General features: G+C 47.6%; 23 protein-coding genes, 1 riboswitch and 1 other annotated feature. Of the genes, 16 read left to right on the forward strand and 7 right to left on the reverse strand.

The features are described 5' to 3' along the window. Position 1: 1 nt before the first annotated feature. A complete protein-coding gene (pckA, locus tag KNO79_RS04125; protein WP_196430940.1) occupies positions 2–1573 on the reverse strand; it encodes a phosphoenolpyruvate carboxykinase (ATP) in 1572 nt (523 codons plus the stop codon). Between the two features lie 322 nt (positions 1574–1895). Beyond that, positions 1896–2015, forward strand: a riboswitch (SAM riboswitch). A 132-nt stretch (positions 2016–2147) separates the two neighbouring features. On the opposite strand from pckA, the gene metK reads away from it, so the two are divergent. Continuing rightward, on the forward strand, positions 2148–3356 hold the full coding sequence (gene metK / locus KNO79_RS04130) for a methionine adenosyltransferase (protein WP_012726792.1): 1209 nt from the start codon (positions 2148–2150) through the stop codon (positions 3354–3356). A 37-nt stretch (positions 3357–3393) separates the two neighbouring features. Here metK and KNO79_RS04135 read toward each other — a convergent pair whose 3' ends face one another. Then, a complete protein-coding gene (locus KNO79_RS04135) occupies positions 3394–3912 on the reverse strand; it encodes a hypothetical protein (RefSeq protein ID WP_196430939.1) in 519 nt (172 codons plus the stop codon). 165 nt (positions 3913–4077) lie between these two features. On the opposite strand from KNO79_RS04135, the gene KNO79_RS04140 reads away from it, so the two are divergent. Both KNO79_RS04140 and KNO79_RS04145 read left to right on the forward strand, forming a co-directional pair. Next, entirely contained in the window at positions 4078–4548 is a 471-nt protein-coding gene (locus KNO79_RS04140) for a GNAT family N-acetyltransferase (RefSeq protein WP_159562569.1), read from the forward strand. An 88-nt stretch (positions 4549–4636) separates the two neighbouring features. Further along, complete coding sequence (locus KNO79_RS04145; protein WP_074036433.1) at positions 4637–5350, forward strand: alpha/beta fold hydrolase; 714 nt, start codon at positions 4637–4639, stop codon at positions 5348–5350. 31 nt (positions 5351–5381) lie between these two features. Here the strand turns inward: KNO79_RS04145 and mnmM are convergent, their stop codons facing one another. Together mnmM and mnmL are read right to left on the reverse strand one after the other, a co-directional pair. Further along, on the reverse strand, positions 5382–5954 hold the full coding sequence (mnmM, locus tag KNO79_RS04150) for a tRNA 5-(aminomethyl)-2-thiouridylate-methyltransferase MnmM (RefSeq protein WP_074036434.1): 573 nt from the start codon (positions 5952–5954) through the stop codon (positions 5382–5384). Next, positions 5908–6882 (reverse strand): tRNA modification radical SAM protein MnmL/YtqA, encoded by a 975-nt coding sequence (gene mnmL, locus KNO79_RS04155; protein ID WP_214690706.1) that lies wholly within the window; start codon positions 6880–6882, stop codon positions 5908–5910. Before mnmL ends, mnmM begins: the two co-directional genes overlap by 47 nt. A gap of 178 nt (positions 6883–7060) precedes the next feature. Between mnmL and KNO79_RS04160 the strand changes: the two genes are divergently transcribed. The 6 genes from KNO79_RS04160 to KNO79_RS04185 all read left to right on the forward strand — a co-directional run bounded on the left by KNO79_RS04160 (position 7061) and on the right by KNO79_RS04185 (position 14759). Next, entirely contained in the window at positions 7061–8245 is a 1185-nt protein-coding gene (locus KNO79_RS04160; RefSeq protein ID WP_308162651.1) for an MDR family MFS transporter, read from the forward strand. A gap of 126 nt (positions 8246–8371) precedes the next feature. After that, on the forward strand, positions 8372–9118 hold the full coding sequence (locus tag KNO79_RS04165; protein WP_214690708.1) for a bacteriorhodopsin-like: 747 nt from the start codon (positions 8372–8374) through the stop codon (positions 9116–9118). 53 nt (positions 9119–9171) lie between these two features. Then, positions 9172–9387 (forward strand) — a binding site (T-box leader). A gap of 39 nt (positions 9388–9426) precedes the next feature. Next, positions 9427–11832, forward strand: a complete 2406-nt coding sequence (leuS, locus tag KNO79_RS04170) for a leucine--tRNA ligase (protein ID WP_214690709.1) — start codon at positions 9427–9429, stop codon at positions 11830–11832. Positions 11833–11949: 117 nt separating this feature from the next. Next, positions 11950–13077 carry a hypothetical protein gene (locus tag KNO79_RS04175; protein WP_251125251.1) on the forward strand — a complete coding sequence of 376 codons (1128 nt, stop codon included), beginning with the start codon at positions 11950–11952 and terminating at the stop codon, positions 13075–13077. A gap of 17 nt (positions 13078–13094) precedes the next feature. Next, positions 13095–13607, forward strand: coding sequence for a pyrophosphohydrolase domain-containing protein (locus tag KNO79_RS04180; RefSeq protein WP_147536597.1), 513 nt, complete (start codon positions 13095–13097; stop codon positions 13605–13607). 315 nt (positions 13608–13922) lie between these two features. Then, positions 13923–14759 (forward strand): DUF2268 domain-containing putative Zn-dependent protease, encoded by an 837-nt coding sequence (locus KNO79_RS04185; protein ID WP_251125250.1) that lies wholly within the window; start codon positions 13923–13925, stop codon positions 14757–14759. Positions 14760–14864: 105 nt separating this feature from the next. Here KNO79_RS04185 and KNO79_RS04190 read toward each other — a convergent pair whose 3' ends face one another. Next, entirely contained in the window at positions 14865–16130 is a 1266-nt protein-coding gene (locus KNO79_RS04190) for a BaiN/RdsA family NAD(P)/FAD-dependent oxidoreductase (protein ID WP_214690711.1), read from the reverse strand. A 143-nt stretch (positions 16131–16273) separates the two neighbouring features. On the opposite strand from KNO79_RS04190, the gene KNO79_RS04195 reads away from it, so the two are divergent. Next, on the forward strand, positions 16274–17971 hold the full coding sequence (locus KNO79_RS04195) for a putative polysaccharide biosynthesis protein (protein WP_196430934.1): 1698 nt from the start codon (positions 16274–16276) through the stop codon (positions 17969–17971). After that, positions 17971–18684: a pseudouridine synthase gene (locus KNO79_RS04200; RefSeq protein ID WP_078147222.1), complete on the forward strand. Its 714-nt coding sequence runs from the start codon at positions 17971–17973 to the stop codon at positions 18682–18684. The genes KNO79_RS04195 and KNO79_RS04200 overlap by 1 nt, the downstream gene beginning before the upstream one ends. A gap of 64 nt (positions 18685–18748) precedes the next feature. Here KNO79_RS04200 and KNO79_RS04205 read toward each other — a convergent pair whose 3' ends face one another. Beyond that, positions 18749–19375, reverse strand: a complete 627-nt coding sequence (locus KNO79_RS04205) for a DUF3885 domain-containing protein (protein WP_214690712.1) — start codon at positions 19373–19375, stop codon at positions 18749–18751. A gap of 103 nt (positions 19376–19478) precedes the next feature. Beyond that, complete coding sequence (locus KNO79_RS04210) at positions 19479–19700, reverse strand: DeoR family transcriptional regulator (RefSeq protein WP_012726776.1); 222 nt, start codon at positions 19698–19700, stop codon at positions 19479–19481. Between the two features lie 308 nt (positions 19701–20008). Between KNO79_RS04210 and pepV the strand changes: the two genes are divergently transcribed. From pepV to pulA, 5 genes are read left to right on the forward strand one after another with little or no spacing between them, the layout of a single operon-like run. Continuing rightward, positions 20009–21397, forward strand: a complete 1389-nt coding sequence (gene pepV / locus KNO79_RS04215; RefSeq protein WP_205728293.1) for a dipeptidase PepV — start codon at positions 20009–20011, stop codon at positions 21395–21397. 59 nt (positions 21398–21456) lie between these two features. Further along, positions 21457–22608 (forward strand): MFS transporter, encoded by a 1152-nt coding sequence (locus KNO79_RS04220; protein ID WP_214690713.1) that lies wholly within the window; start codon positions 21457–21459, stop codon positions 22606–22608. Positions 22609–22613: 5 nt separating this feature from the next. Then, complete coding sequence (thpR, locus tag KNO79_RS04225) at positions 22614–23189, forward strand: RNA 2',3'-cyclic phosphodiesterase (RefSeq protein WP_159562557.1); 576 nt, start codon at positions 22614–22616, stop codon at positions 23187–23189. Further along, a complete protein-coding gene (locus KNO79_RS04230; RefSeq protein WP_214690714.1) occupies positions 23159–23998 on the forward strand; it encodes an NERD domain-containing protein in 840 nt (279 codons plus the stop codon). Before thpR ends, KNO79_RS04230 begins: the two co-directional genes overlap by 31 nt. A 19-nt stretch (positions 23999–24017) precedes the next feature. After that, the gene (gene pulA, locus KNO79_RS04235) at positions 24018–26183 is read left to right on the forward strand and encodes a type I pullulanase (protein WP_214690715.1); all 2166 of its coding nucleotides are present in this window, start codon (positions 24018–24020) and stop codon (positions 26181–26183) included. Positions 26184–26223: the final 40 nt, after the last annotated feature.

The following is a 26223-nucleotide window of genomic DNA, read 5'->3' on the forward strand; positions in this document are numbered from 1 at the left end:
ATTAGATGACCAGTGGACCGGCTGCGATGACCGATTCACTCGCTTTCGTGAACCGTGTGAAGTTCTCTTTAAACTTCATCGCGAGTGCCTTCGCCTCGACATCGTAGCGAGCTGGGTCGCTCCACGTGTCACGTGGATTGAGCACGTTACTCGGTACGCCTTCGATGGCTACTGGAATCTCGACGTTGAAAATGTCATGTTTCTTCGTCTCGACGTCGCGAAGTTGACCGTTGACTGCGGCGTTGACCATCGCACGCGTGTAAGCGAGTTTCATACGTGAACCTTCACCGTATGCACCGCCAGTCCAACCTGTGTTGACGAGGTAGACATCCACGTCGTGTTCCTCAATCAATTTACCGAGCATATCCGCGTAACGCTCTGGAGCGAGCGGAAGGAACGGTGAACCGAAGCAAGTCGAGAATGTCGCCTGTGGTTCTGTGACACCGCGCTCGGTGCCGGCAAGTTTTGACGTATAACCCGACAAGAAGTGGTACATCGCCTGTTCTTTCGTCAGTTTGCTGATCGGAGGCAAGACGCCATATGCATCTGCCGTCAAGAAGACAATCGTATTCGGATGACCTGCGCGAGATGGGAGCATCGCATTGTCGATGAACTCGATTGGATATGCCGCACGTGTGTTTTCCGTCAGGGAAATGTTCTTATAGTCCGGTGTACGATCTTCATTCAACACGACGTTTTCAATCAATGAACCGAAGCGAATCGCATCATAGATTTGAGGTTCGTTCTCACGAGACAAGTTGATCGTCTTCGCGTAACAACCTCCTTCGATGTTGAAGACCCCGTCCGGTGACCATCCGTGTTCGTCGTCTCCAATCAAGTGACGCTCAGGGTCAGCCGAGAGCGTTGTCTTCCCAGTGCCCGACAATCCGAAGAAGAGTGCCGTTTCGTTCGCATCGTTGACGTTTGCTGAACAGTGCATCGATAACACGTTCTGCTCAGGTAGCAAGAAGTTCATGACGGAGAAGATAGATTTTTTAATTTCGCCACCGTATTCTGTTCCCCCGATCAGAATCGTGCGCTTGGCGAATGAGACGAGAATGAACGTCTCAGAGTTCGTACCATCGACCGCAGGGTCTGCTTTATAGCTCGGTGCATAAATGACCGTGAACGGGTCGAACGCACCTTTCGTCGGCCATTCGCGTAAGAACAATTGTTTGGCGAACAGACTGTGCCACGCATACTCCGTAATGGCACGGACAGGCAACGTATAGTGTTCATCTGCACCAGCGGATGCTTCTAGATAATACAGCTTATCCTTCTTTTCTAAATGGTTGAGAACTTTGTCAAGAAGTGCTGAAAACTTCTCTTCTGCGATCGGTTGGTTCACTTTACCCCAATCGACGAGGTTGTTGCTGACTTCATCTTGTACGACGAATTTGTCTTTCGGTGACCGTCCGGTAAAAGCACCGGTGCTGACAGATAATGCCCCGTCTTTTGTCAGTACACCTTCACCATTTTGAATGGCTTCTTCCACCAGCTCTGGAACCGTCAAGTTCCGTAACATGTCGGCACCATTAATTAATTCTTCGATTTTCAGGAGCGTTGTCGCCATCCTGAATCCCACCTTTCCCCTAAATAGATGTGGATGAAATCCGCATACTTCCGCGATTACGATTAATCAGTATGACATTTTTAATTATATGTGACACACTAATTAAACACAAGCGTTTCTTCTCTCTAAGTAAGCGCTTTCTTACAAAGTCATTTTATCACATTCTCTTATCACAAGGTGTTAAAAAAAAGAAACGAAATAAAAAAATGTTTGACGATTCACAAACAGAAATGTTTTGCAAGTCTGTGAAAACTTTTACGAATTCGTCCGATTCCCTTGACATAATCGAGTGTCATTTATATGATGGTTTTCGTAACGGATACTCTTATTCTGAGCGGTGGAGGGAACAAGGCCCTACGAAGCCCAGCAACCGTCCGACATGAAGTCTTGTGCGGAAAAGGTGCTATCCTGAAGCGAAGCCATTAGCTTCGAACGATAAGAGGGTAAGGAAGAACGATTCAACCTTTCCCCATGTATGTCATCGGGGGAGGTTTTTTTCATTACCGTCCCAAAGCAACGCGTAAGGGGAACGAGTACCGTCCACATAATACCCTTATTATAGGAGGTTTTTTGAATGTCAAAATTGAACCGTCGACTTTTTACTTCAGAGTCGGTTACTGAAGGACATCCAGACAAAATTTGTGATCAGATCTCTGACTCCATCTTGGATGCCATTTTAGCGGAAGACCCGAATGCCCGTGTTGCGGCAGAAACGTCTGTCACAACAGGTCTTGTACTCGTAGCTGGTGAAATCACAACGTCAACTTACGTGGATATCCCGAAAGTTGTCCGTGAAACAATCCGCGAAATCGGATACACGCGTGCGAAATATGGCTTTGATGCTGAAACGTGTGCGGTCTTGACGTCAATCGATGAGCAATCGGTAGACATCGCGCAAGGTGTTGACCAGGCGCTTGAAGCACGTGAAGGTCAGATGACTGAAGAGGAACTCGATGCAATCGGTGCAGGAGACCAAGGTCTTATGTTCGGATATGCGACAAACGAGACACCTGAGCTCATGCCGCTTCCAATCTCGTTGGCACACAAGTTGTCACGTCGTCTTGCTGAAGTGCGTAAGAACGGTACGCTCGAGTACCTTCGTCCGGACGGGAAGACGCAAGTAACGGTCGAGTATGATGAGGACAACAACCCTGTTCGCATCGATACGATTGTTATTTCGACACAACACGCTGAAGAAATCACGCTTGAGCAAATTCAAGAAGACTTGAAAAAACATGTCATCGAGGCAGTCATTCCGGCTGAACTCATCGATGCTGAAACAAAATACTTCATCAACCCGACTGGTCGCTTCGTAATCGGTGGACCACAAGGGGACGCAGGTTTGACTGGACGTAAGATCATCGTCGATACGTACGGTGGATACGCTCGTCACGGTGGCGGTGCATTCTCTGGTAAAGATCCTACAAAAGTTGACCGTTCAGCGGCATACGCAGCCCGCTATGTAGCGAAAAACATCGTTGCAGCAGGACTTGCTGATAAAGCAGAAGTTCAACTTGCATACGCAATCGGTGTTGCACACCCAGTATCAATCGCTGTCGATACGTTCGGCACAGGTAAATTGAGCGAAACGGAACTCGTTGAACTCGTTCGCGAGAACTTCGATCTCCGTCCAGCAGGCATCATCAAGATGCTTGACCTTCGTCGCCCAATCTACAAACAAACGGCAGCTTACGGTCACTTCGGTCGTACAGACATCGAACTCCCATGGGAGCAAACAGATAAAGCAGCCATTCTTGAAGAAGGCGCGAAACGTTTCGCGTAATCATCAAAAACGACCTTTCCGAGGAAAGGTCGTTTTTTTATGCTGTCGGTGGTACCTGTTTGTTCGAATCGGATGAAGAATCGGTTGTCGGATCTTGTCCAAGCGCCGTATCCTTCGCTTCGACGACTTTCTCCCCGATGTCCTGTAAGTCCGACTTGGCCTCTTGAGCCGTCTCGACGATTTTAGTGACGTCCTCTTTCACGGTATCGACTTCCCCGACGACTTTTTCGTATACGTTTTGAACATCTGTAGAGACTTCTTGAATCTTTGTCGAGGCCGACTTCACTTGTTCAATGACTTGAGACGCCTTTCCGGCAGGATCTTGTTTCACTTCGTTGACGATGCCCCCGACCGACGATTTCGCATTCGAGAGGGATTGCTTTGTCTGCTCCCGGTTCGAGGAGCTAAGTAAGGCGAGTAGACCACCGACGAGTGCACCGAGCAACATCCCGGTCACGACACTGATTTTTGGACTTCCCCCGTCCAATTGATCGAATTGGCGGTTCGGGTTTGCTGTCTGTTCTACTTTCGGGTCATGTTCTTGTCTAGGTTCCATGTGGTTCCACTCCTTCGTTTGATTGGCATTGGTTGTGTTATACCCTAGAGCAATGTCTACGTAACGTTTTCTGATGAATCGTCATGAAAAAGAAATGAAGGAGCAGGATAAAAACACCGGGATAGGGAATGATACAAATAGATTGGCCAAAAGGGGGAAGCTGTCATGAACATGAGGGAAGCAGTGCCAGAAGATGCGACGCTGATTCGGAACATCGCGCTGGCGACCATTTCACAGGATGATTCCAATCGAACGAGAGCGATGGAACGCGCGTATCGGCAAGAAGAGATTGTACGAGCAATCAGTTCAAGTGAAGAAGCACGAGAACAGTATTTTATCGTTGGCGAATATGAAGAAGATGTCATCGGATTTTGTCATGCCATCGATCGCGGTGACATGTGGGAGATGCTCCGCCTCTATCTGCACCCCGATTATCATCGAAACGGCTACGGCGCAGCCTTTTTGGCCCACCTTCAATCGAAAAAAGAACAGCCGATGGAAGTGTACGTTGAGAATTCGAATGAGCAAGCAATCGCCTTCCTCTTGCATCAATCTTTCAAAGAAGTGAATCGCATCCAGGAAGAGGTGTATGATCGCCCGATGGAACTCATCCATTTACGATATGACCCGAGCTAAGCCTCCAGACGGATTTTATTTAAACATCAGTTGCGGCTGATGTTTTTTTGATACAATGAATGTAGTCTATAAACGAGGTGACGGCTGTATGGCAAATGAAGAAGTACGAAAAGGAGTCATCGTCATCGTGTATCCGTTACAATTCACGTCACGGATCAGCGAGAACTTTATTCGACGGCTCGAAGACGAGTATGAAGTCATCGTCGTCCGCGAACAATCGATTGGATTGACGGCGGGTGACCATAAGCAACTAATCAAGCGAGCATTGCGCGAGGCAGGAGAATATAAATTACCGATTCATGTCGTGGCATTCAGTCTTGGCGCACTCTTAACGAATCGCCTTTTACAGGAGTACGATGTGCCACTCGGGAGTCTCACATATATCTCCCCATTGTTTGATTGGCATGCCACTCGTCAAATCGGTGGGTTGAAACAAGTCGTCGCAAGTGCTGTCGACCGTTTTCGTCCTGACTTGCCACTTGGGATGATGACATTTACTGGCGGCGGAGACGAGTCGTCCCGATTCGGAGAAATCACATATGCGCAATATCGGGAGATCGAAGAAGAAATCGTCGAGCATCAGGAAGAGAAGAAGCATCTGCCACGCCTTCCGCTCGCCTGTTTCTATGCACCAGACGACCAGTTTGCGGACGTGAAGTTGACGTTGAATGTTTGTCGAAAAATCGGTGGGGACCAAGTGTATATCCGGCGATTGGAAGGATTCCCACACTTTGGTTACGAACGATTGAACACGAAATTCGCGGAAACCCTCATGACGTTTTATGAATTGATTCAAGAATGACAGAAGGCGACTCTAATGAGCCGCCTTTTTCTTATGCACGTTTTTCAATCGCCACGATGAATGGGGGATGATTGACTTGGTTGATAAATCCATAACGCAGGACGCCTGCCTGTTTTTGATCGAGGGACTCTACATAATGAAGCACCTCGTCTCGTTCGACTTTCCCACTTTCATGTCCGTGGTAAATCACGATGACGATGACGCCACCGACAGCCATGACGTCTAATAGTTGGGATAATGCGGCAATCGTCGTATTTCCGTGTGTCGTGATCGATTTATCACTTCCCGGTAAATACCCTAAGTTGAAGACGGCCGCGGTGATCGGACGCGCTTCCTTTTCAACGACCGCTTGGACCGTATCGTGACTATCATGAATCACGGTCACACGTTCACTGACATCCGCTTCTTCAACCCGCGCCTTTGTGGCTGCTACAGCTTCTGATTGGATATCAAAAGCATAGACATGTCCTGTCTCGCCTACAGCATTCGCTAAGAACAACGTATCGTGTCCGTTCCCGGCCGTCATATCGATGGCGACCTGACCTTCCTCGAGATGGTCATGTAGTAATTGTTTTGCAAAAGGTAGTACTCTCATTAATCCCATACATCTCATCCTTCTTTTTTCCTTGAAAAGAATCCCGGCGCTCCAATTCCGCACGAATCTTGTTTAGCACCTGCATCTTGTGACGGCTCCATAGCGGACCGATCAAGAGGTCGGGAGGACCGTCTCCTGTCAAACGATGGACGATCACCTCGGGAGGAATCCGTTCGAGTTGATCACAGACGAGGGAGACGTATGTGTCTTCCTCCATCAAGTCGAGCAGTCCTTTCTCATATTGACGGGCGAGCGGTGTGTGTTTCAAGACGTGAAGTAAATGGATCTTGATTCCTTGTATGTCCATTTTAGCAACTTCTCGTGCCGTGTCGAGCATCATCTCTGGTGTCTCACCTGGGAGGCCATTGATGATATGAACGCAGACACGAATATTGTGACGGCGAAGTTTCGCAAGACCGGTCAAAAACGATTGATAGTCGTGCCCGCGATTGATCTTTTTAGCGGTGGTGTCGTGTACGGTCTGAAGACCAAGCTCTACCCAAAGGGAAGTCCGTTCATTCAACTCTGCTAAATAGGCGACGACGTCGTCCGGCAAGCAGTCAGGACGTGTCGCAATCGAGAGACCGACGACCCCATCCTCATTTAGTGCCGGTTCATACAATTCACGTAACCGCTCGACTGGTGCATACGTATTACTAAACGCTTGGAAATAAGCAATATAATTGGCATTTTTCCACTTCCGGTGGAGACGAGCCTTCACTTCTGCAAATTGAACGGGAATCGGATCGCAAGCATTTCCCGCGAAATCACCACTTCCATCGTCCGAACAGAAGGTGCATCCGCCTTTTGAGACACGTCCGTCACGGTTCGGGCACGTGAAGCCACCATCGAGTGGCACTTTAAACACCTTGCCCCCGTACTCTCGGCGATACGCCTCATTTAGTGTATGGTAGCGATTTTGACCGAATGGATTCATGTTCATCTCTCCTTCCTTGCTCATCCTATCACAAACGGAAAATGACAAAACTTCATAATAAGTAATTTTTCTTGACACTTCGTTGGCGTTCGTTTAGGTTTGATAAGGAAATCTTGTCGATTCGGCCTTTTTGTGCCGATTTTTTTAATGTGAAAGAAGAATGAAAGGAGGACTTGGTGTGAACAATAAAATGCCAATTTCGGTATGGATTTTAGTCATTGCGATGGCGCTCAATACAACGGCGGCGTCTTTTTTATGGCCATTTAACACACTGTATATTCATGATTTTTTAGGTGAGTCGATGACGCTTGCTGGGGTGGCGCTTCTTGTGAACTCGGCACTCGCGATTGTCGGGAACTACATCGGAGGGACGCTATTCGATCGAATCGGTGGGAAGACGACGTTGATGATTTCTGTCGGTCTCTTGCTCGCGAGCTCGCTTGGATTTTTACTGTTTCATGCCACGTTCTTCGGCTATCTCGTATGGCTCGGATTGATCGGTCTTTCAGGTGGACTCGTCTTTCCGACCGTATATGCGTTTGCGGGTCTCATTTGGCCAGAAGGGGGACGCCGTTCGTTCAATGCGATTTACGTCGCGCAAAACGTGGGGGTCGCCCTCGGTACGGCAATGAGTGGTCAAATCGCTCGATTTAACATCGAGTGGATTTTTTATGCGAACTTCTTCTTATCGGTCTTATTTGTCGTGGTGCTCTTGTTTGGACTGCGTTATTTGAAAAACCCGGCACGTCCTGTCGTTCAGTCGCAACTAGAAACGGCCGCCACGTCACTATCGAGTGCGACGATGAAATCGATGTGGTATGTCGCCGTCGGTTATGCGGTGCTTTGGTTCGTGTATGTTCAATGGCAGGGGACGATTGCGGTTCACTCGAAAGATCTCGGCGTCACAATCAGTCAATACTCACTCCTTTGGACAGTGAACGGGGCGATGATTGTCTTCGCACAACCGTTGCTCAACCGCGTCTTACGACAGTTTGAGGACGACTTAAAACGTCAATTGATCATCGGGGCATCCATCTTCCTCGGTGCGTTCTTGATTGTCCCATTCGCTGGTGGATTCGGGATGTTCATGGTCGCGATGGTTGTCATGACCATCGGGGAGATGTTTGTCTGGCCGGCTGTTCCGACGATTGCGGCGAAGCTTGCCCCACCTGGGAAAGCTGGGCAATACCAAGGGCTCGTCAATATCGCAGCATCCGTCGGTCGAATGATTGGACCGACGTTCTCCGGTTTATTATTCGACGCGTTCGGCATGAATGCAGTATTTACATTGATTATTTTGCTGATTATCACAGCTAACATTGTCTTTTTACGCATTCGTTCATTAAATGTTCAAAATTCGTGACTTTGCGCATATTCTCTACAGATTTAAAGCTTCGACCTATTGACTTTCGAGGATAAAATTTAGGTGAAGGATCCTTTCACCACATATGTTGTTGTCGGTCAATTCTCATTGAAGGGGATGGGCATGATGAACGAGGAAGTCAATTTACTCGTGTTGGCAACGCAGTATATGTTTTGGGTTGGTTTTGTAGGAATGGCGGCTGCGACTTTGTATTTTCTCGTTGAGCGGAGCAGTCTGGATCCCGAGTACCGTTCGGTCGCGACGGTGGCGGCACTCGTTACGTTTGTAGCAGCGATTCATTATTACTTTATGAAGGATGCGGTCGGCGATTCTGGATTACTATCGGAAATCACCGGGTTTCCGACGGAGATTCGGTATATCGATTGGCTTGTCACGACACCCTTACTCTTAATCAAGTTTCCGCTACTGCTTAGCCTGCAAGGGAAGATGAAGACCGGTTTATTAACGAAGTTGATTATCGCGGATATCATCATGATTGTTGCCGGTTATCTCGGCGAGTCGTCCATTAACTTGAACGGCGGATTCACGCAACTTGGACTTTGGGGATATATTGTAGGTTGTATTGCGTGGCTTTATATCATTTACTTGCTCTTCACGAACGTCACGAAAGCGGCGGAGACGTCACCTCCACCTATTCGGAAGGCGTTACTCAACATGCGTCTCTTCATTTTGATTGGGTGGGCGATTTACCCAATCGGCTATGCGGTGACATTGTTCGCAACAGGGATTGAAGTTCAGCTCGTGCGCGAATTGATTTACAACGTTGCGGATTTAATCAATAAAGTGGGATTCGGATTAATTGCGTTCTTTGCTGTTAAAACCATCTCAACGCAAAAACAAGTCAAAGCTTGAAAACTTCAAGTTGACGTTGAATTTCAGAATGGGCTAAAATAGACTACGATGAATAGCAAGCGTTGAAGAGGACTAGTAGCGAACGTTCCGTTTCAAAGAGAGTCGATGGATGGTGTGAATCGATAAGCGGATGTTGTGAACTCGCCTTGGAGCTGTTTTCCTGAAACGAGTAGGGAAAACCGGGGTTACGCCTCGTTACCGGCGTCTCAAGTGGCAGCAATGCAACATGGGTGGTACCGCGGAGAGCTTTCAAGCCTTTCGTCCCATTTTCGGGGACGGAAGGCTTTTTATTATGCAGAGGAGGAAGAATGTTGAGCTATTTTAAACATCAAGAAATCGAGCCGAAGTGGCAAAAGCGTTGGGAAGAGAAAGAAGCATTTAAAACGACAGAAGACCCGGAGAAGGATTGTTTCTATGTCCTTGATATGTTCCCGTACCCATCCGGTGCAGGTCTTCACGTTGGTCACCCGGAAGGTTATACGGCGACGGATATCATCGCTCGTATGAAACGGATGCAAGGATATAACGTTCTTCATCCGATTGGCTGGGATGCATTCGGTCTTCCTGCCGAGCAATATGCACTCGACACAGGGAACGACCCGCGTGAATTCACAGCGCGCAACATCGAGACGTTCCGCCGTCAGTTGAAAGAACTCGGATTCTCATACGATTGGGACCGTGAAATTAGCACGACGGACCCGAAATACTATAAATGGACGCAGTGGATCTTCACGCAACTCTTCGAACGTGATCTCGCATACGTCGATGAAGTTGCGGTCAACTGGTGCCCGGCTCTCGGTACGGTCCTTGCGAACGAGGAAGTCATCGATGGCTTGTCAGAGCGTGGGAACCACCCTGTTTACCGTGTCCCGATGAAGCAGTGGGTGCTTCGTATCACAGAATACGCAGAGCGTTTGCTTGAAGACTTGGAAGGTCTCGATTGGCCTGAGAGCGTGAAAGAGATGCAACGCAACTGGATTGGCAAATCGGTCGGTGCCGAGGTCGACTTTAAGGTCGACGGTCATGATAAGATCGTCACGGTATTCACAACACGTCCAGATACACTTCACGGGGCGACATACGTGACACTCGCACCAGAGCATCCGTTCACGAAAGTGGTCACGACACCGGAACAATCGACGGCAGTCGAAGCATACATTGAGGAAGTCTCGAAGAAGACGGACCTCGAGCGTACAGACCTTGCCAAAGAGAAGACAGGTGTCTTCACGGGCTCTTATGCGATCAACCCGGTGAACGGCGAGAAACTTCCGATTTGGACAGCGGACTACGTTCTCTCGACATATGGGACAGGTGCAGTCATGGCTGTTCCTGGACACGATGAGCGCGATTATGAGTTTGCGAAAACGTTCGACCTCCCGATCCGTGAAGTCGTCAAAGGTGGAAACGTGGAAGAGGCGGCTTACGTCGAAGACGGTGAGCACGTCAACTCTGGTAGCTTGAACGGACTTAATAAAGCCGATGCCATCAAGACGATCATTGAAGAGCTCGAAGCTAGTGGCACAGGGCGTGCGAAGACGACATATCGTCTTCGTGACTGGTTGTTCAGCCGTCAACGTTACTGGGGCGAGCCGATTCCGGTCGTCCATATGGAAGACGGAACGATGAAGACGGTACCGGTCGAAGAACTTCCGCTCGAACTTCCGATCATCGATGAAATCAAACCATCTGGTACAGGTGAGTCGCCACTTGCGAACGCAGAAGAGTGGTTGACGTATACAGATCCGGTCACAGGGGAAAAAGGTCGTCGCGAGACGAACACGATGCCACAATGGGCAGGTAGCTGCTGGTACTACATCCGTTACATCGATCCAGATAACGAAGAGATGATTGCGGATCCTGAGAAACTCAAGCGTTGGCTTCCAGTCGACTTGTATATCGGGGGTACGGAGCATGCCGTTCTTCACTTGCTCTATGCACGTTTCTGGCATAAAGTTCTTTACGATATCGGTGTCGTCCCGACGAACGAACCGTTCCAAAAACTCTACAACCAAGGGATGATCCTCGGGGAGAACAACGAGAAGATGTCGAAATCTCGTGGGAACGTCGTCAACCCGGATGATATCGTGAAGTCGCACGGAGCCGATACACTTCGTCTTTACGAAATGTTCATGGGACCACTTGATGCAGCAATCGCATGGTCGACGAATGGTCTTGACGGGGCACGTCGCTTCCTCGACCGCGTTTGGCGTTTATTCGATCAGACGAACTTCGCAGACGTGGCACCGACTGCAGACTTTGAACGCACGTATCATCAGACGGTGAAAAAAGTCACGGAGGACTATGAAGCCCTTCGCTTCAACACGGCAATCTCGCAGTTGATGGTCTTCGTCAATGAAGCGAACAAACAAGAGACGTTGCCGAAATCGCAAATGGCCGACTTCATCAAGATGCTTTCACCGGTCGCGCCGCACTTGTCTGAAGAGTTGTGGGAGAAGATGGGCATGACAGAAGAGTTGACGTATGCGGCTTGGCCGACATACGATGAGTCAAAACTTGTGAGCGACACGATTGAAGTCGTCATCCAGGTGAACGGGAAACTTCGTGCGAAAATGCACGTCTCGCGTGACGCATCAAAAGAAGCACTTGAGGCGGAAGCACTCGGGAACGAGCGTGTCCAAGAGTTCACAGAAGGCAAGACGGTTCGTAAAGTCATTGTCGTTCCTGGAAAACTCGTTAATATTGTAGTTGGCTAACAAAAAGAATGTGTGACATTGTCGCACATTCTTTTCTTTTTGGTGAGGTCATTTTCTTTTATTGACGGTTTTGATACACTAAAGGGCGATACTGAAGTAGAAGGGGACGACATGTCCATGAAACGTTCTTATGTGCTATACACGACATTATGTGCTGTCGTGGTCGGTGTGATCCTTTGTTATGTTTTTGTCTTTTCAGATGAAGAGATTCAACGACAGGTCGCCTCGACATTTGAAAAAATTGATATTCAAACGAGTCATCAAACGGCCTCACTTCCACCCGTGGAAGCTGCGCAGGATGATGAAGATATCGATACGACCGATGCCCTCGAACAAATCAGTCAAATCGATGAAGTGTATTACAGTGACACAATCGGGGCGTATTTGGTCTTAACCGAACAAGCTGAATTTTTTGAAGTGAGCGGAAACGGGACGCGCGTCAACTCTGTGCTCCAACTTGAGAATTCAGGCAAACAGCGCCTCGATGACTTTATCGGGATGCGCATGGTCGAAGAAAATCTTGTGTATGCGGTGACAGCGAACGGTACGCTCATTACAATCGAGCGAGAAGAAGGACGCTGGGTCGAGCGGCCACGTAAACAAATCAAAGGACTCGTGTCGGAAGACCGAATCTTTGGTCTTGGGTATGACCGGGAAACGAAACGGCTGTTCATGATGAACCGATTGGCGGATACCCCGGACCTTGAGCTCCTTTATGTCGAAGAACGGGAGATCGAACCGGAGACTCCGGCCGATGACAAATCATCAGAAACGTCGACTGACGCTGACACGAATACTCAAGAAACAGAAGAATCATCGGAAGATTCAACGACAGAAAACGTCTCGACGAATGACAATGCCTCAAGCGAAACGGCTGCAACTGAAGACGCGCCTGACAATGAGTCGAACGAACAAGACGCGGAAGAAGAGAAACAAGAGCCCGAGACCGAATGGATGCTTGATTCACGACAAGCGTTATCTGCTGACGGGATGAGTGCTTCCATCCAGCAAAAATTCGAACGGTTCGAAGGAGTTGGGCTAGTCGAGAGGCAAGGACGCATCTACGTGCTCGACTCTGAGGAGCTCGTTCTCTATACGGTCAACCCAGAAGAAGGGACCATCAACGGTCAGATGGTGACGCCTCGTGTGTATGATTCGACCGGTATGTTTTTACAAGACAATGAAATCTTTGCAATCGTCCACCCGGAAGTATTCGATTTGGATGCGTTCGTGTCCGTGGACTGATCATGGGGGAATGACAAATGAGCAAGCGTTATTTTTTTGAAGAAGTGAAACAATTTCATGAAACTTTTGGACATCCAGGAGCAAAATCGCCGCAACCGTTGACGCTTGATCGCGCGACGAAGCGTTCGGTGTGGACGGCAGAGGAAGCGGTCGTCGAGTTTTTGCATCAATCATCGCAATCGGAAGAAGAGTTTTTACAAGCCATCGAGCAATTCCAAGTAGGATTCCAGAAAGCCGTCCAAAAATCGTTGCAAGACGCTCCTCCGTCGGATGATGTGGAACGCCTCGTCGGACAAGGGGATGCATTGACGGATGCGTTATACTTTGTGATGGGCAGTTTTGTTGAACTCGGACTTGATCCCGTTCCGTTGTTTGAAATCGTCCAGCGCGCCAATATGGCGAAACTTGGACCGGACGGGAAGCCGATCTTACGCGAGTCGGACAATAAAGTCATGAAACCTGAAGGATGGATGCCACCGGAGCCGGAGCTCGAAAAAGAAGTGCGTCGTCAAATCGCAGGGAAAGAATAATCACAAACGGCTTGAGCCCTCACTAGAATGGGTTCAAGCCGTTTTTTGTTGTGATGGTAGTGATGACATGCTGATATTAGATGGGATTGGAAAGGTTATGGGAGTAATTAATGGTATAATTTAACATAAGTAAGCGAATGAGGTATATTGATCATTGATATGGAGGTCATTTAACTGAAAAAGCTATTCGGTATTCTATGTTGTAGTTCAGCACTTCTATTAACAGCATGTAGTGAGGATGAAAAAGAGTTAGAATCTAAAAAATCAGAGCCTGACGTTTCAATCGAAACGATAGAAATCAATGAAGAGAATAAATTGACAATCATCCCACTCTATACCCAATACCAACAATATTTGAACGCATCCCTTGAAACAACCGATGCGGAGGAAAATAAACAAAACTTCAAAAAATATGTATTGGATTACATAGGGGAAGTCGGAGAGGAAGAAAAGATCGATACATCTATATTAAAAACGAGCTTTTCACTAAAGCCGACTCCTCATAAGCAACAATTGCTGAAGCAGTTAGACAAATTAATCGAGCAGCATGACGAGATTAAAGAGATTATTGCATCGACATATGCAGATTCAAATCAAATTCTCCCTAAAAAGAAGGGCATGGTGTTTATCGCACCGTATAATCCTGAATTCTTCTACGATAGTGGACCGATTGAAGGGGTAGGCGCCCAAGCGTATAAAGACACCTTCATCTTGTTTCTTGATACAGATTTTGACAAAGGTGTGTTAGCCCATTCGATGGCTCATGAATACCATCATCTGATTCTTCGTGATCAAAACGAATATAACCTGAGTTCGATTCTCGAGTCAGTGATTATTGAAGGGAAAGCGGATGCGTTTGCCGACCGCATTGTCAAAGGGGTAACGCCACCGTGGTATGTAGACGTTGATGAAGCGACCATGAAACATATTGCGAGTCGAGTGAATGATTATGAAACGTCCTTCACCGATTTTGTAGTCGGTAATTATCAAAAAGATATGCCACGTTGGAGTAACTATATTCTAGGGAGGGATGTGCTCCATGACTATTTGACGGCGCACCCAGAACTGTCGATTCCCGAATGGACCTTCAAAGAAGATCATGAGATTTTAGAAAAATACAAGTATCGAGATGTGATGGAATTGGAAAATTAAGTTGAAAAGAATGTTAAAAGGCTTGACCCTGAATGAGACAGGATCAAACCTTTTAATTGTTTAGTGATCATGATAGAACGCAGACGATGCGTTTGACCGAACCTTTTACCGCCCTGTCGCCAGTTCGGCTGCATGCGATCCGGCGCAATGTCCCGTTGTGAAGGCGGCCGTGATGTTGTAGCCACCTGTGTATCCATGAATGTCGAGTACTTCACCTGCAAAGAAGAGACCTGGTGCCTTCTTTGACATCATCGTCTGTGGTGCAACTTCTTTAACCGAAACGCCGCCACCTGTGACGAACGCTTTATCAAAGTCGAGTGTCCCGACGGCGTGCATCTCGAACATTTTCAAACGTGTTGCGAAATCAATGACGGATTGCTTTTTCAACTGACTCGCATCTTCTTCTCCAAATGCGAGTTCTTCGAGCAATAAGTCAAGAAGTCGCTCAGGGATGTAGCCTTTCCATACGTTTTTAACGGCACGCTTCGGTTGGCTCTGTACTTGGTTCCACAGTTCCTGAACGAGCGCATCTCGTGACGTGTCCGGGAAGAAGTCGAGTGACAAGAGGACGACCTGTTCTTTGCTGCGCTTCCGTTCTTTGATCGTATATTGACTGCAACGGAGTGCGATTGGACCAGAGATCCCGAAATGGGTAAAGATCATGTCGCCTTGGTGCGTCTTGATGGCCTTTCCTTTTTTGCCGTGTACCGTCAATGCGACGTCCCGTAACGATAATCCTTGAAGTTGTTTCGTTCCGATGAACGAATCGTTCAATTTGATGGGCACCTCTGTCGGGAAGAGTTCCGTGATGGTATGTCCGGCCTTCTCTGCCCATGGATAGCCGTCCCCGGTCGAACCGGTGTGCGGGACAGACTGACCGCCGACCGCGACGACGCAAGCTTTTGCCTCGAGCATCTCACCGTCCATCAACTCGACCGCATGAAACTCGTTTTCTTCATTAAAATGTAGCGTTTTGACTTCAGCCTTTTTTCGAATCTCGACGCCGAGGTCTTCAATCGCCCGAAGCAACGTGTTGACCACATCCTGTGCCTTATCCGTCACAGGGAACATGCGCCCATTATCCTCTTCTTTCAGCGGAATCCCGAATCCAGTGAAGAGGTCGATAATCGATTGATTGTCGAACTGAGCAAGGGCGCTGTATAAGAAACGACCATTGCCTGGGATGAACTGAATCAACTCATCGATTGGCTTTCGGTTCGTGACGTTACAACGTCCTCCACCTGAAATGGCCAATTTCCGACCAAGTTTTGAACCTTTATCAATCAGCAAGGTCGAAGCGCCACTTTTTGCCGCTGCATACGTTGCCATGAGCCCGCTCGGTCCTCCACCGATGACGATGACATCTTTCATAGGGTATCTCCTCATTTCTTCATCTATATGATTAGTAAAATTATCGTAACTTTATTATCCGTAACAGTAAGAGTATAATGAGAAGCGGTTGTTTTGTAAAACCGAATTCATTGAAATCGTTGATTTATAGATGGAGGTACCTCATGTCATCAAGCGCCAAACAAGATTCTGGAAGAGCCTCCTTCGTCAAAGGAACGCTTCTTTTATCAGCGGGAAACTTGATTTCCCGAATGTTAGGACTATTGTACACGTTCCCGTTCCAAGCGATGGTCGGGATTGCCGGAGTGACATTATATCAAGCGGCATATACGTATTATGCGATCATGATCTCCATTTCGACGGCAGGGATCCCCGTCGCCGTTTCGAAATTTATCGCAAAATATAATGCACTAGGAGAATACGGGACGAGTCAACGACTGTTCCGACAAGGGATGAAGCTGATGCTTGCGACCGGTGTCGTCGCTTTTTTATTACTCTTTTTTGCGGCACCATGGCTATCCGAACTGATGGTCCGAAACTCGGAGAACAATCAGCAATACATTGACTCGCTCACCCTCGTGACACGAAGCGTCAGTTTTGCGTTACTGCTCATCCCGGCGATGAGTATGGTACGCGGTTATTTCCAGGGACATCAAGATATGGCTCCGACGGCAATCTCACAAGTCGTCGAACAGATTGTACGCATCCTGTTCCTTCTCAGTGGAACGATGCTCGTCTTGTTCGTCTTTGCGGATTCAAACTTCATTCAACCGATTGCCAATGCCCTCGGAGGGACGCAATCCGTTGAAACGACTGAATTGAACGGATTGAAAGTCATCGCGGTCACGATTGCGACGTTCAGTGCGTTCATCGGGGCAATCGGTAGTTTCGCCGTGCTCATCATGTATTGGAAGCGTCGGAAGGACATTCATCGTCAGACAGAGAATCCAGCGGGCACACCGGTTCGCTCGATGAAATCGTTATTGCTTGAATTGCTTAGCTATTCAATTCCAATCGTGATGGTCGGGGTATCGACCCCTCTCTATCAATTGATTGACCAATTGACGATGGTCAATACGTTACTCAGCTCGGGTGCGAGCGTTTCTGAAGCGACGTCAGCGTATGGCTTTTTGACCGGAAACGCCCATAAAATTGTGTTGATTCCAGTCTCTGTGGCAGCGAGTGTGTCGATGGCGACGATTCCGCTTGTGACTCGTTCGTTCACGACAGGGGACATGCAAAAAGTTCGAAATCAAGTAAACCATATTTTCCAAGTCTCGTTCTTCGTGACGATTCCTGCGGTCATTGGTCTCGTGGCACTTGCGGAGCCATTGTTTGGCACCTTGTTCCCGGGTGACCGTGAAGGATGGGTATACTTGTTCCACTACGCACCAAGTGCATTCTTCTTGGCCTATTACTCGGTCGCGGCTGCGATCCTCCAAGGGATCAACCGTCAGTACTTCACCATCTTTGCCACATCGATGGGACTGTTGACGAAACTTGCATTGAACGTACCGCTCGTCTATTGGCTCGGCGGAATCGGAGCCGGGTACGCGACCATCGCTGGATACATCGTGGCCATTATTCTCATGGTGTGGATGATTCAACGAACGCTCCACTTCCCATATAAGCAACTGCTTCGTCGTACCATCTTGATGTTCTTGATGGGTGGGGCGATGTTCGCAGCCGTCTTCCTCTCTCTTCTCGTCACAATGAATGATGAAGCGAGTTGGGGGAACGACATCTTTGCGACAATCGTGGGAGTGACAATCGGCGTTCTCGTATATGGATACCTCGGGTGGCGGAGCCATCTCGCAGGGAAATTACTAGGGAAACGCTTTGAATATCGGAGGAACGGATAATGCGAATTGATAAATTGCTATCGAACATGGGATATGGTTCACGAAAAGATGTAAAAATCTTATTGAAACAAGGGGCAGTGCGAGTCGATGAGACACCTGTAAAAGATGCGAAACGGCACGTCGACCCAGCATCAGAGAAAGTCACGGTGTTCGGGGAAGTGGTTGAGTATCGTCCCTACATCTATTTCATGATGAACAAGCCGGAAGGGGTCATCAGTGCGACTGAAGATCAAGTCGAGACGACAGTCATCGAGTTGATTGATCCAGAGTATGCCCATTATGACCTCTTCCCGGTCGGTCGTCTCGATAAGGATACGACGGGACTGCTCCTCATCACGAACGATGGCGCGTTCAATCATGCGCTCATGTCACCTCGCAAGCACGTCGACAAAGTATATATCGCCGAGGTCGACGGGGAGATGACAGTAGAGGATATCAAGACGTTCGCGAATGGGGTCGAGTTAGAGGACGGATATACGACGAAGCCGGCCCGTCTTGAAATACTGAGCAAGAGCGGACGTCGGTCGGTCATTCGCCTCACGTTGTCTGAGGGGAAATATCACCAAGTGAAAAGAATGGTCGCGGCGGTCGGCAAACATGTCGAACGATTGGAGCGTGTTCAAATCGGAAAGTTAGAACTCGATGAGACGCTTGAGCTCGGGGCATATCGTGAGTTGACGGAAGAAGAAGTTCAACTGTTTCTTCAATCATAAGAAGATGAGAGAATCTGTCTGATGGGACGGATTCTCTTTTTGTATAAAAAGCTCTGTTTTTCGATTATATCTTTTTGAAAATGGCATCAAAATCATCACGCCAAGAGTCAACCAACCAGTCGTTATATCTGTGATACAAAGGAACAAGTGATTCAACTTCATTTGAACTTATGATACAACCTCGATCATCGTACATATGAAACACGATGTTCTTTTCGGTGCTAATAAAGTAAACAGCTTGTCCAATTGAAGGTTCTCTTCCTTGCTCGTAATTTCCTATACCTCTAAGGATTTTCTCGTAAGAGATTGACTTGATCTGCGAGGATACAAATTTTGCTTTATATTCATGTTTGATTTCTATAAATTCCCCTGTTATTTCGTCAATATCTTCATTTAATTCAAATAACGTTTCTTCTTCAATCTGTTGTTTCATGAATAAACCATACAAAAATTCGGGAGTGGTATTCCCGAACATGATGTCCTCTGTTTCGTTCCAATCCTTGATAAAGATATGGATGTAATCATCAGATTGAAACACTTCCTCGAACAATGTAGTCACTCTGTTTACAACTTGCTCTATTCTCTCATCCGTTCCGTTTTTATACGGTTCGCCAAGTTCGAATCTTAGATGGACTTCTCCAGATAGGTTTGGGAAATTGTCCTCTATGTACTTCATTATTTCTTCTTTCACATCATCACCTCATCTTAAGCAATTGATACAATCTAAAACCACAAAACCTTCATTCATAAAAAAGAGACCTGAACGCCAGGTCTCTTGAATATACATATACAATTCAATTTGCCGTCTTGAGTGAACGTTTTGATGAAGTCCACGTGCCACGGCTAGGGCTCTCCACAAGGTTATTGTACTCAAGTACGTTCAAATCACGTTGCACGGTACGTGACGTGATGCCGAACTCTTCTACTAGTTCTGAAGTGGTAACGGATTCCCTTTCATTGATGAACAAATAAATGGACTTGATGCGCGTTAACATCCGATCTGTTGAGCCTTTCATTGGATAACCTCCCAATGTGTAGAATAATGATAAACCATACCTACAGACGACAAAATGAAATATAAAATTGTTATTTTCTAAAATTACACCTTTAGTATACCGCTCTTGAGCAAAAATGCAAGTGGAAAGCACGAACAATCTGTTTGTAAAGATTTGATTATGAACGTAAATATCGAATGAAGATTATATTTTTACATTGAAAAGAAGCTGAAACACGAACGAAAAAAACTTTTCTAAATGAATGTTCGTCTTTCATACATTTGGATATACTAGTAAGGGAGAGAACATTCGCAAAAGGGGAGATGAACATGAATTGGAGACAGGAAGTCGACAATCGTAAAGACGCATTTTTAGAAGATTTGAAAGGGTTACTTCAAATCCCTAGCGTACTCGATGAATCGAAAGCTGCGCCGAACATGCCGTTTGGTCCGGAGGTTCGTCAAGCGCTTGACTACATGTTTGAAATCGGTGAGCGAGATGGATTTAAAACAAAAGACGTCGGAGGTTATGCGGGACATTTGGAATATGGAGACGGGGAGGAAATCGTCGGCATCCTATGTCACCTTGACGTCGTCCCAGCAGGGGATGGATGGACGTATGGCGCGTTCAACCCGACCATCACGACTGATGGGAAAATTGTGGCACGCGGAAGTAACGATGATAAAGGGCCATCTATGGCTGCATACTACGGGCTACGAATTGTCAAAGAGCTCGGGCTACCACTTTCAAAGCGGGTCCGTTTGATTGCAGGTTGCGATGAAGAGAGCGAATGGCGCTGTGTCCGCGAGTATTTCAAACAAGAACAAATGCCGACGTATGGATTTGCGCCAGATGCGGATTTCCCGATCATCAATGCTGAAAAAGGGTTGTATGATGGTGTGTTGACTCAATTACCGATTCAACGTGTACCAGGTTCTGCCTACCATCTCGTGTCATTCACGAGTGGGGAGCGTCCGAATATGGTGCCGGACTTCGCGAAAGCCGAATTGAAGACGGATGAGGTACTCGAGGAGAAGTTCGAGGCCTATCTCGAAAAATATGAAGCGGACGGAACGTGTGAATACGACCGTGGCACATATACGTTTACGATGAAAGGAAAAGCGGCGCACGCGATGGAACCGGATAACGGGGTCAACGCGGCCTACGTCCTCGCTGGATTCTTGTTACATCTTCCACTTGATATTCAAGGCGAGCGCTATGTTGAATTCGTTCGTCACGTATTCGCCGATTCTCGTGGGATTTCGCTTGGGATTGAAGCGAGCGATGAGACGGGCGACTTGACGATTAATGGCGGTGTCTTCCGATACAATGAAGAAGAGCGTACGGCGACGGTCAACATTCGCTATCCGTATACGGCCAAATTCGAAGAACGGTTACAAAACCTACGTGAAATCGCTTTGTCATTTGGGTTCGAGTTGAAGACCCGTCAACATATGCCGCCTCATCATGTGGCAGAAGATCACCCACTCGTGAAGACACTAGCAGGCGTGTACGAGCGTCAAACGGGAGAACATGCAAACTTGATGGCCATCGGAGGCGGAACGTATGCACGTTCGCTCGAGGCAGGTGTCGCATTTGGTGCATTGTTCCCAGGTGCTAAAGATGTGGCGCATCAGGTCGATGAATATATGGAGATAGAAGATTTATTACGTGCCGCGGCAATCTATGCTGAGGCCATTTACGAGCTCGCTAAATAAGAAACAAGGAGAGCTGGCTGGTATAGTCGGCTCTCTGTCCTTTAGGAAGGAAGTTATCATTGGATGCGCAAAAAAGATTGTTTCAGTCTGTATACGTCGCGATATTCTTCGCGCAAGGGGCATTGATCCCTTATATGACCTTATACTTTTCACAAACTAAGTTTGGGTTGACACCTAGCCAAGTCGGGATTGTGGTGGCCATCTTACCGATTCTATCCATCGGTGTTCAACCATTGTGGGGGATGTTGACCGACCGGACGGGGAGAGTCCGTGCCTGGTTGATTTTGGCGATGCTGAGCGCCGCACTCATTTCACTCACGTTTTTAGTGGCGACCTCTTACATTTGGATTGTCATACTTATGGTGATTTGGTCCGTTTTCCAATGTGCTCACATCCCGCTTGTGGACATGATGACACTCGACTATACGACGCGGTCGAAAGTTGATTACGGTGCAATTCGACTCTTTGGATCAGCGGGATTTGCCATTGCCGTCTTTGCAATGGGACGAATATCTGATAGCACGTGGGGACTAGCTAGTACATTCGTGTTGAGCGCTGTTTTACTAATACTTGGCAGCGTATTTGTTCGAATGATTCCTGAGAAAAGTTCGATTCGCGATGTGACGTTGGCGCCGCTCTCATGGACGGCTGTTTGGAACAAACGCTTTGTGTTCTTCTTATGTGGTGGGATGCTCGTCTTCGGACCGATTTACGCGAATAACTATTATTTCGGCCTTTACGTGACAAACAGCGGTGGCTCGACGACGTTGGTCGGAACGCTATTCCTCGTGGCAGTGTTATTTGAAATCCCGTTTATGAAAGTGGCGTCCCAATTGGTTGAACGCTATGGAAACGTCAGCGTTCTTGTCGGGGCCGCTATCATCTCGGCAGTTCGGAACGGGGTACTTGCGTTAGAACCACCGATTTGGGTCGTGTGGCTCCTCGCGATTGCACAAGGTCTCGTCGTCGGACTTTTGATTCCCGTCGCACTTCAATTCGTTCGGACGCTCGTCGATCGGCAAGTTTCCTCGACGGCCATCGGGGTATATATGGCATTGACGTCCGGGCTCGCGACAGCTGGATTTAATATGCTGAGTGGTAAAATCATTGAACTTGACGATATTTTAGGCGTGTTTTGGATGTATACCATCGTCACGGCACTAGGAGCGTTGATTTGGATCGGAATGTCACGTCGCAACCTGAAAGGATGAATGAGATGAGTACGCATTACTTTATTGCGATTCCCATTGAAGCGACTGAATTGGTTGACGTACAGCAAACCATCTTACCTTATTATTCGTATCGAAGAATCTATCGACCGGAAGAGTTCCATATGACAGTGCAATTTTTAGGAAGCGTGGATGGGGATGAATTAGACGAAGTAAAAGAAATCACGCGTAGAATTTGTGAGAAAACATTACCATTCACGTTGGAGTTTCGAGCCATCGACCATTTTGGGCGACCAGATCGGCCCCGCGTTTTGACCATTGTTCCGGATGACTCCGAACCCCTTCAACGGTTGGCGCATACCCTCCGCCATGAACTAGTTGATGTGATTCCAAGATTGGACCGGAAGTCGTTTGTCCCTCACGTGACGCTCGCTAAAAAATGGGGCGAAGGGGAGCGTGTCCCATACGTCCCCCCTGAATTTCACGCGACGGAATCAGTAGAAGAATTAATTTTATATGAAGTACAGCCGACTCATACACCTGCTTACCGAGCAGTAGACGTATTTCCGCTAAGACGGCCAGAGGAGGATATATGGCAATCCCGGTTAAAATTTTTGACGTAATCTCAAAATATGAACGTGATTTATTAGATCAATATAATCGTTATTTGGAATATGTGGAATCCGATACAGCACGTCTACAGCGCCTTCATGAAAACAATCGCTTAAACCCGGTCGAAGTGCTCGAAATTGACCGACCGTGGTGGAAGTTTTGGGCGAAGACGGAACGAATCGAATTGGAGCCGAAGCCGCTCTCTGAATCACAATATCAAAAGTTGTTACGAGAGCGCCGGCATATCCAAAAGCTTCAATTCGCTTGTGAAGGGGTGCTTGAGACAGATTTACCGCATCTGGCGTTTATTCGTGACTTCGCTTATCGTGTGATGCGCACCGATTGGAACGAACGACACTTTTTCTTGTACCGACCGGTCATCGAATGGAATGGTGCGATGGTTGAATTGAGTCATGTCATCGTCGGACCGACGCACCTTTATATCGTAGAATGGCTTGAAGGCGATCGAAGCATCTATCACATATCGAAAGAGAAGACATGGGTTCATCAACCGCTGAAAGGGGAAAATACCCGTGTAGTGAACCCGCTGATTGCATTGACACGGACAGAGGAACTGATTCGTCAAGTTCTACCGCATTATGCGGGCGTGCTACAAAAAGTCGTCATTGCGACAAATGGATATTTTGATAACGTTCCAAGTGTTCGAGCGACCCAATATATCGGTCGTAATGAATATACGGAATGGATGAAACAAGTGAACGGTCGTGCACCGATTGTAAAAGCACAGCAGATTCGTGACGTTGCTACCATATTAGAAGTGACTGCCAAGTTGCCGTTTCGTCAATTCATGGATCAGTGATTGAGAGGAAGGGACGCATATGCATCACACACCAGATCAAAAGACCGCCTCACATGTGACCATCGAGAGCGCGTCTTTCGTATCATTTGAGACCATACAACTTGAGATTGTGCGCGAATATGAATCCGTTCCAGTACAAATCGAACAGAATGGACGCCCAGTCGACTATCTCGTCGAGCAACAGTTTGTGACGGAATCCGGGAAGATCGAACAAATCCTTCGTTTAAACGAACCAATCTCTTTAGAAACGTTGTACACCGTCTGCCATCCGGGTCATAAGACGACGGTTGTCGTACCACGAGAAATCGTCCGATCAGAGGAATTCGAACGTCGTTTCTCATATGATGGCCCACTCGGCGTATCGTTTACGCCGCACGGAATGGAAGTGACTGTATGGTCTCCGGTTGCTTTATCCATGTGGATTACAGTGCATGATGATACGAATCACAGAGAAATTGAGCGATTTCACATGAACCGCGGCGCACGCGGGGAATGGAGTGGTGAAATACCACAAGCGTTCCAAGGTATGTTTTATCGCTTAGAAGTGAAAACACCGGTCGATACGAGGCAAGTCGTCGATCCTTATGCGCGAGCCGTCAGTTTGAACGGTGAGTATGGCGTACTACAAGATGTCTCACGATTTGTCAATAAACAGGTCGAACGAGCCGCGCGCCCGCCTTTATGGAAGGCAACGGATGCCGTCATCTATGAACTGCACATCCGGGATTTTACAAGCCATCCCTCATCGATGAGTCAATTGAAAGGACTATACGGTGGGGTATCTGAAAAAGGAGTTCGGACGAAGGAAGGCAATAGTGCCGGACTCGACTATTTAAAAGAACTTGGCGTGACTCATGTCCAGTTGCTTCCTGTCCATGATTTTGGAAGTGTCGATGAGACAACGCGTATGCCGTACAACTGGGGCTATGATCCGATTCATTGGTTCGGACTTGAAGGAAGTTATGCCTCAAGACCGGATGTGCCGATGAGTCGTGTGTTCGAATATGCGACACTCGTCTCTGACTTGCATCAAGCTGGTCTTCGAGTCGTTACAGACGTCGTGATGAATCATATTTATATTCGAGAACAATCCCCACTTGAAGCGCTCGTACCATACTATTATTTTCGATACGAGCACGACGGGACGATAGCGAACGGAACCGGTGTCGGGAATGACACGGCGTCAGAACGCTATATGATGCGACGTATGATTGTCGACTTCGTGACGTATTTCGCAACAACCTTTCAAGTGGATGGGTTCCGCTTCGATTTAATGGGGATTCATGATGTCGAAACGATGAATCAAGTACGGGCCGCGCTCGATAAGGTTGATCCCTCAATTCTCGTCTATGGAGAAGGGTGGGACTTGGCGACACCGCTTGGACAGTCATTGAAGGCGACGTCACAAAATGCTGCACGCATGCCTCGCATCGGACATTTCAACGATATGATTCGAGATGCGTTGAAGGGGTCGACGTTTAATGACAGGGAACGTGGATTCATCTCCGGGAATGAGTGGCGAGAGTGGGAACTTCGAGAATGTCTTACTGGAGCCGTCCACATTCCGAACGTAACGGTCGGTCGTTTCCCGAGTCCGACTTATTCCATCAATTATGCCGAAGCTCACGACAACTATACGATCTATGACAAGTTAATGTTGTCTTGTGAAGGAGTCGATGAAACGACTCGTCTTGCCATGCAACGTCTTGCTAATGCGGTCGTCATCACATCCCAAGGCATCCCGTTCATCCATGCCGGTCAAGAGTTTGGGCGGACGAAACAGGGTGTCGAAAATAGCTATAATTCACCCGATCACATCAATCATTTTGATTGGGATCTTCGTGACACACGAATCAAAGACATCGAGTATGTGAAGACGCTCTTGAAGTTACGGCGACTCCATACATGTTTCCGGTATGATTCCAGACAAGAAGTCATTGACCATTTCACGTTTCTCCCATCGCCTCCTGGCGTCATTATCTATGAATTGACGGCCAGTCATTCTTATGATGCGTGGCAACGGGTACGCGTCTATGTGAACGGTACGTTCGACTCGCTTTCATTCGAGAGCGATGCGAAATGGAACGTATACGTTCAAGGAGAAACGGCGAGTCTCGTTCCGCTCGCACGAAACCCAACACACATTCAAGTCGAGTCGTTGTCAATGACGATTCTCGCGTGTTAAGATGTTGATTGTATCTCTTTAATTCAAGTAAGATTTGAGC

It is taken from the genome of Exiguobacterium sp. s43 (genome assembly GCF_018617255.1).
GTDB lineage: Bacteria > Bacillota > Bacilli > Exiguobacteriales > Exiguobacteriaceae > Exiguobacterium > Exiguobacterium profundum.

Excerpts from the sequence above, each read along its gene's own strand:
- KNO79_RS04180 (WP_147536597.1), top strand. The coding sequence starts at position 13,095 with ATGAGCAAGCGTTATTTTTTTGAAGAAGTGAAACAATTTCATGAAACT.
- KNO79_RS04200 (WP_078147222.1), top strand. The coding sequence starts at position 17,971 with ATGCGAATTGATAAATTGCTATCGAACATGGGATATGGTTCACGAAAA.
- metK (WP_012726792.1), top strand. The coding sequence starts at position 2,148 with ATGTCAAAATTGAACCGTCGACTTTTTACTTCAGAGTCGGTTACTGAA.
- mnmM (WP_074036434.1), bottom strand. The coding sequence starts at position 5,954 with ATGGGATTAATGAGAGTACTACCTTTTGCAAAACAATTACTACATGAC.
- KNO79_RS04210 (WP_012726776.1), bottom strand. The coding sequence starts at position 19,700 with ATGAAAGGCTCAACAGATCGGATGTTAACGCGCATCAAGTCCATTTAT.
- mnmL (WP_214690706.1), bottom strand. The coding sequence starts at position 6,882 with ATGAATCCATTCGGTCAAAATCGCTACCATACACTAAATGAGGCGTAT.
- KNO79_RS04135 (WP_196430939.1), bottom strand. The coding sequence starts at position 3,912 with ATGGAACCTAGACAAGAACATGACCCGAAAGTAGAACAGACAGCAAAC.
- pckA (WP_196430940.1), bottom strand. The coding sequence starts at position 1,573 with ATGGCGACAACGCTCCTGAAAATCGAAGAATTAATTAATGGTGCCGAC.
- KNO79_RS04145 (WP_074036433.1), top strand. The coding sequence starts at position 4,637 with ATGGCAAATGAAGAAGTACGAAAAGGAGTCATCGTCATCGTGTATCCG.
- KNO79_RS04190 (WP_214690711.1), bottom strand. The coding sequence starts at position 16,130 with ATGAAAGATGTCATCGTCATCGGTGGAGGACCGAGCGGGCTCATGGCA.
- pulA (WP_214690715.1), top strand. The coding sequence starts at position 24,018 with ATGCATCACACACCAGATCAAAAGACCGCCTCACATGTGACCATCGAG.
- KNO79_RS04140 (WP_159562569.1), top strand. The coding sequence starts at position 4,078 with ATGAACATGAGGGAAGCAGTGCCAGAAGATGCGACGCTGATTCGGAAC.
- KNO79_RS04175 (WP_251125251.1), top strand. The coding sequence starts at position 11,950 with ATGAAACGTTCTTATGTGCTATACACGACATTATGTGCTGTCGTGGTC.
- KNO79_RS04195 (WP_196430934.1), top strand. The coding sequence starts at position 16,274 with ATGTCATCAAGCGCCAAACAAGATTCTGGAAGAGCCTCCTTCGTCAAA.
- pepV (WP_205728293.1), top strand. The coding sequence starts at position 20,009 with ATGAATTGGAGACAGGAAGTCGACAATCGTAAAGACGCATTTTTAGAA.
- thpR (WP_159562557.1), top strand. The coding sequence starts at position 22,614 with ATGAGTACGCATTACTTTATTGCGATTCCCATTGAAGCGACTGAATTG.
- leuS (WP_214690709.1), top strand. The coding sequence starts at position 9,427 with ATGTTGAGCTATTTTAAACATCAAGAAATCGAGCCGAAGTGGCAAAAG.
- KNO79_RS04230 (WP_214690714.1), top strand. The coding sequence starts at position 23,159 with ATGGCAATCCCGGTTAAAATTTTTGACGTAATCTCAAAATATGAACGT.
- KNO79_RS04165 (WP_214690708.1), top strand. The coding sequence starts at position 8,372 with ATGAACGAGGAAGTCAATTTACTCGTGTTGGCAACGCAGTATATGTTT.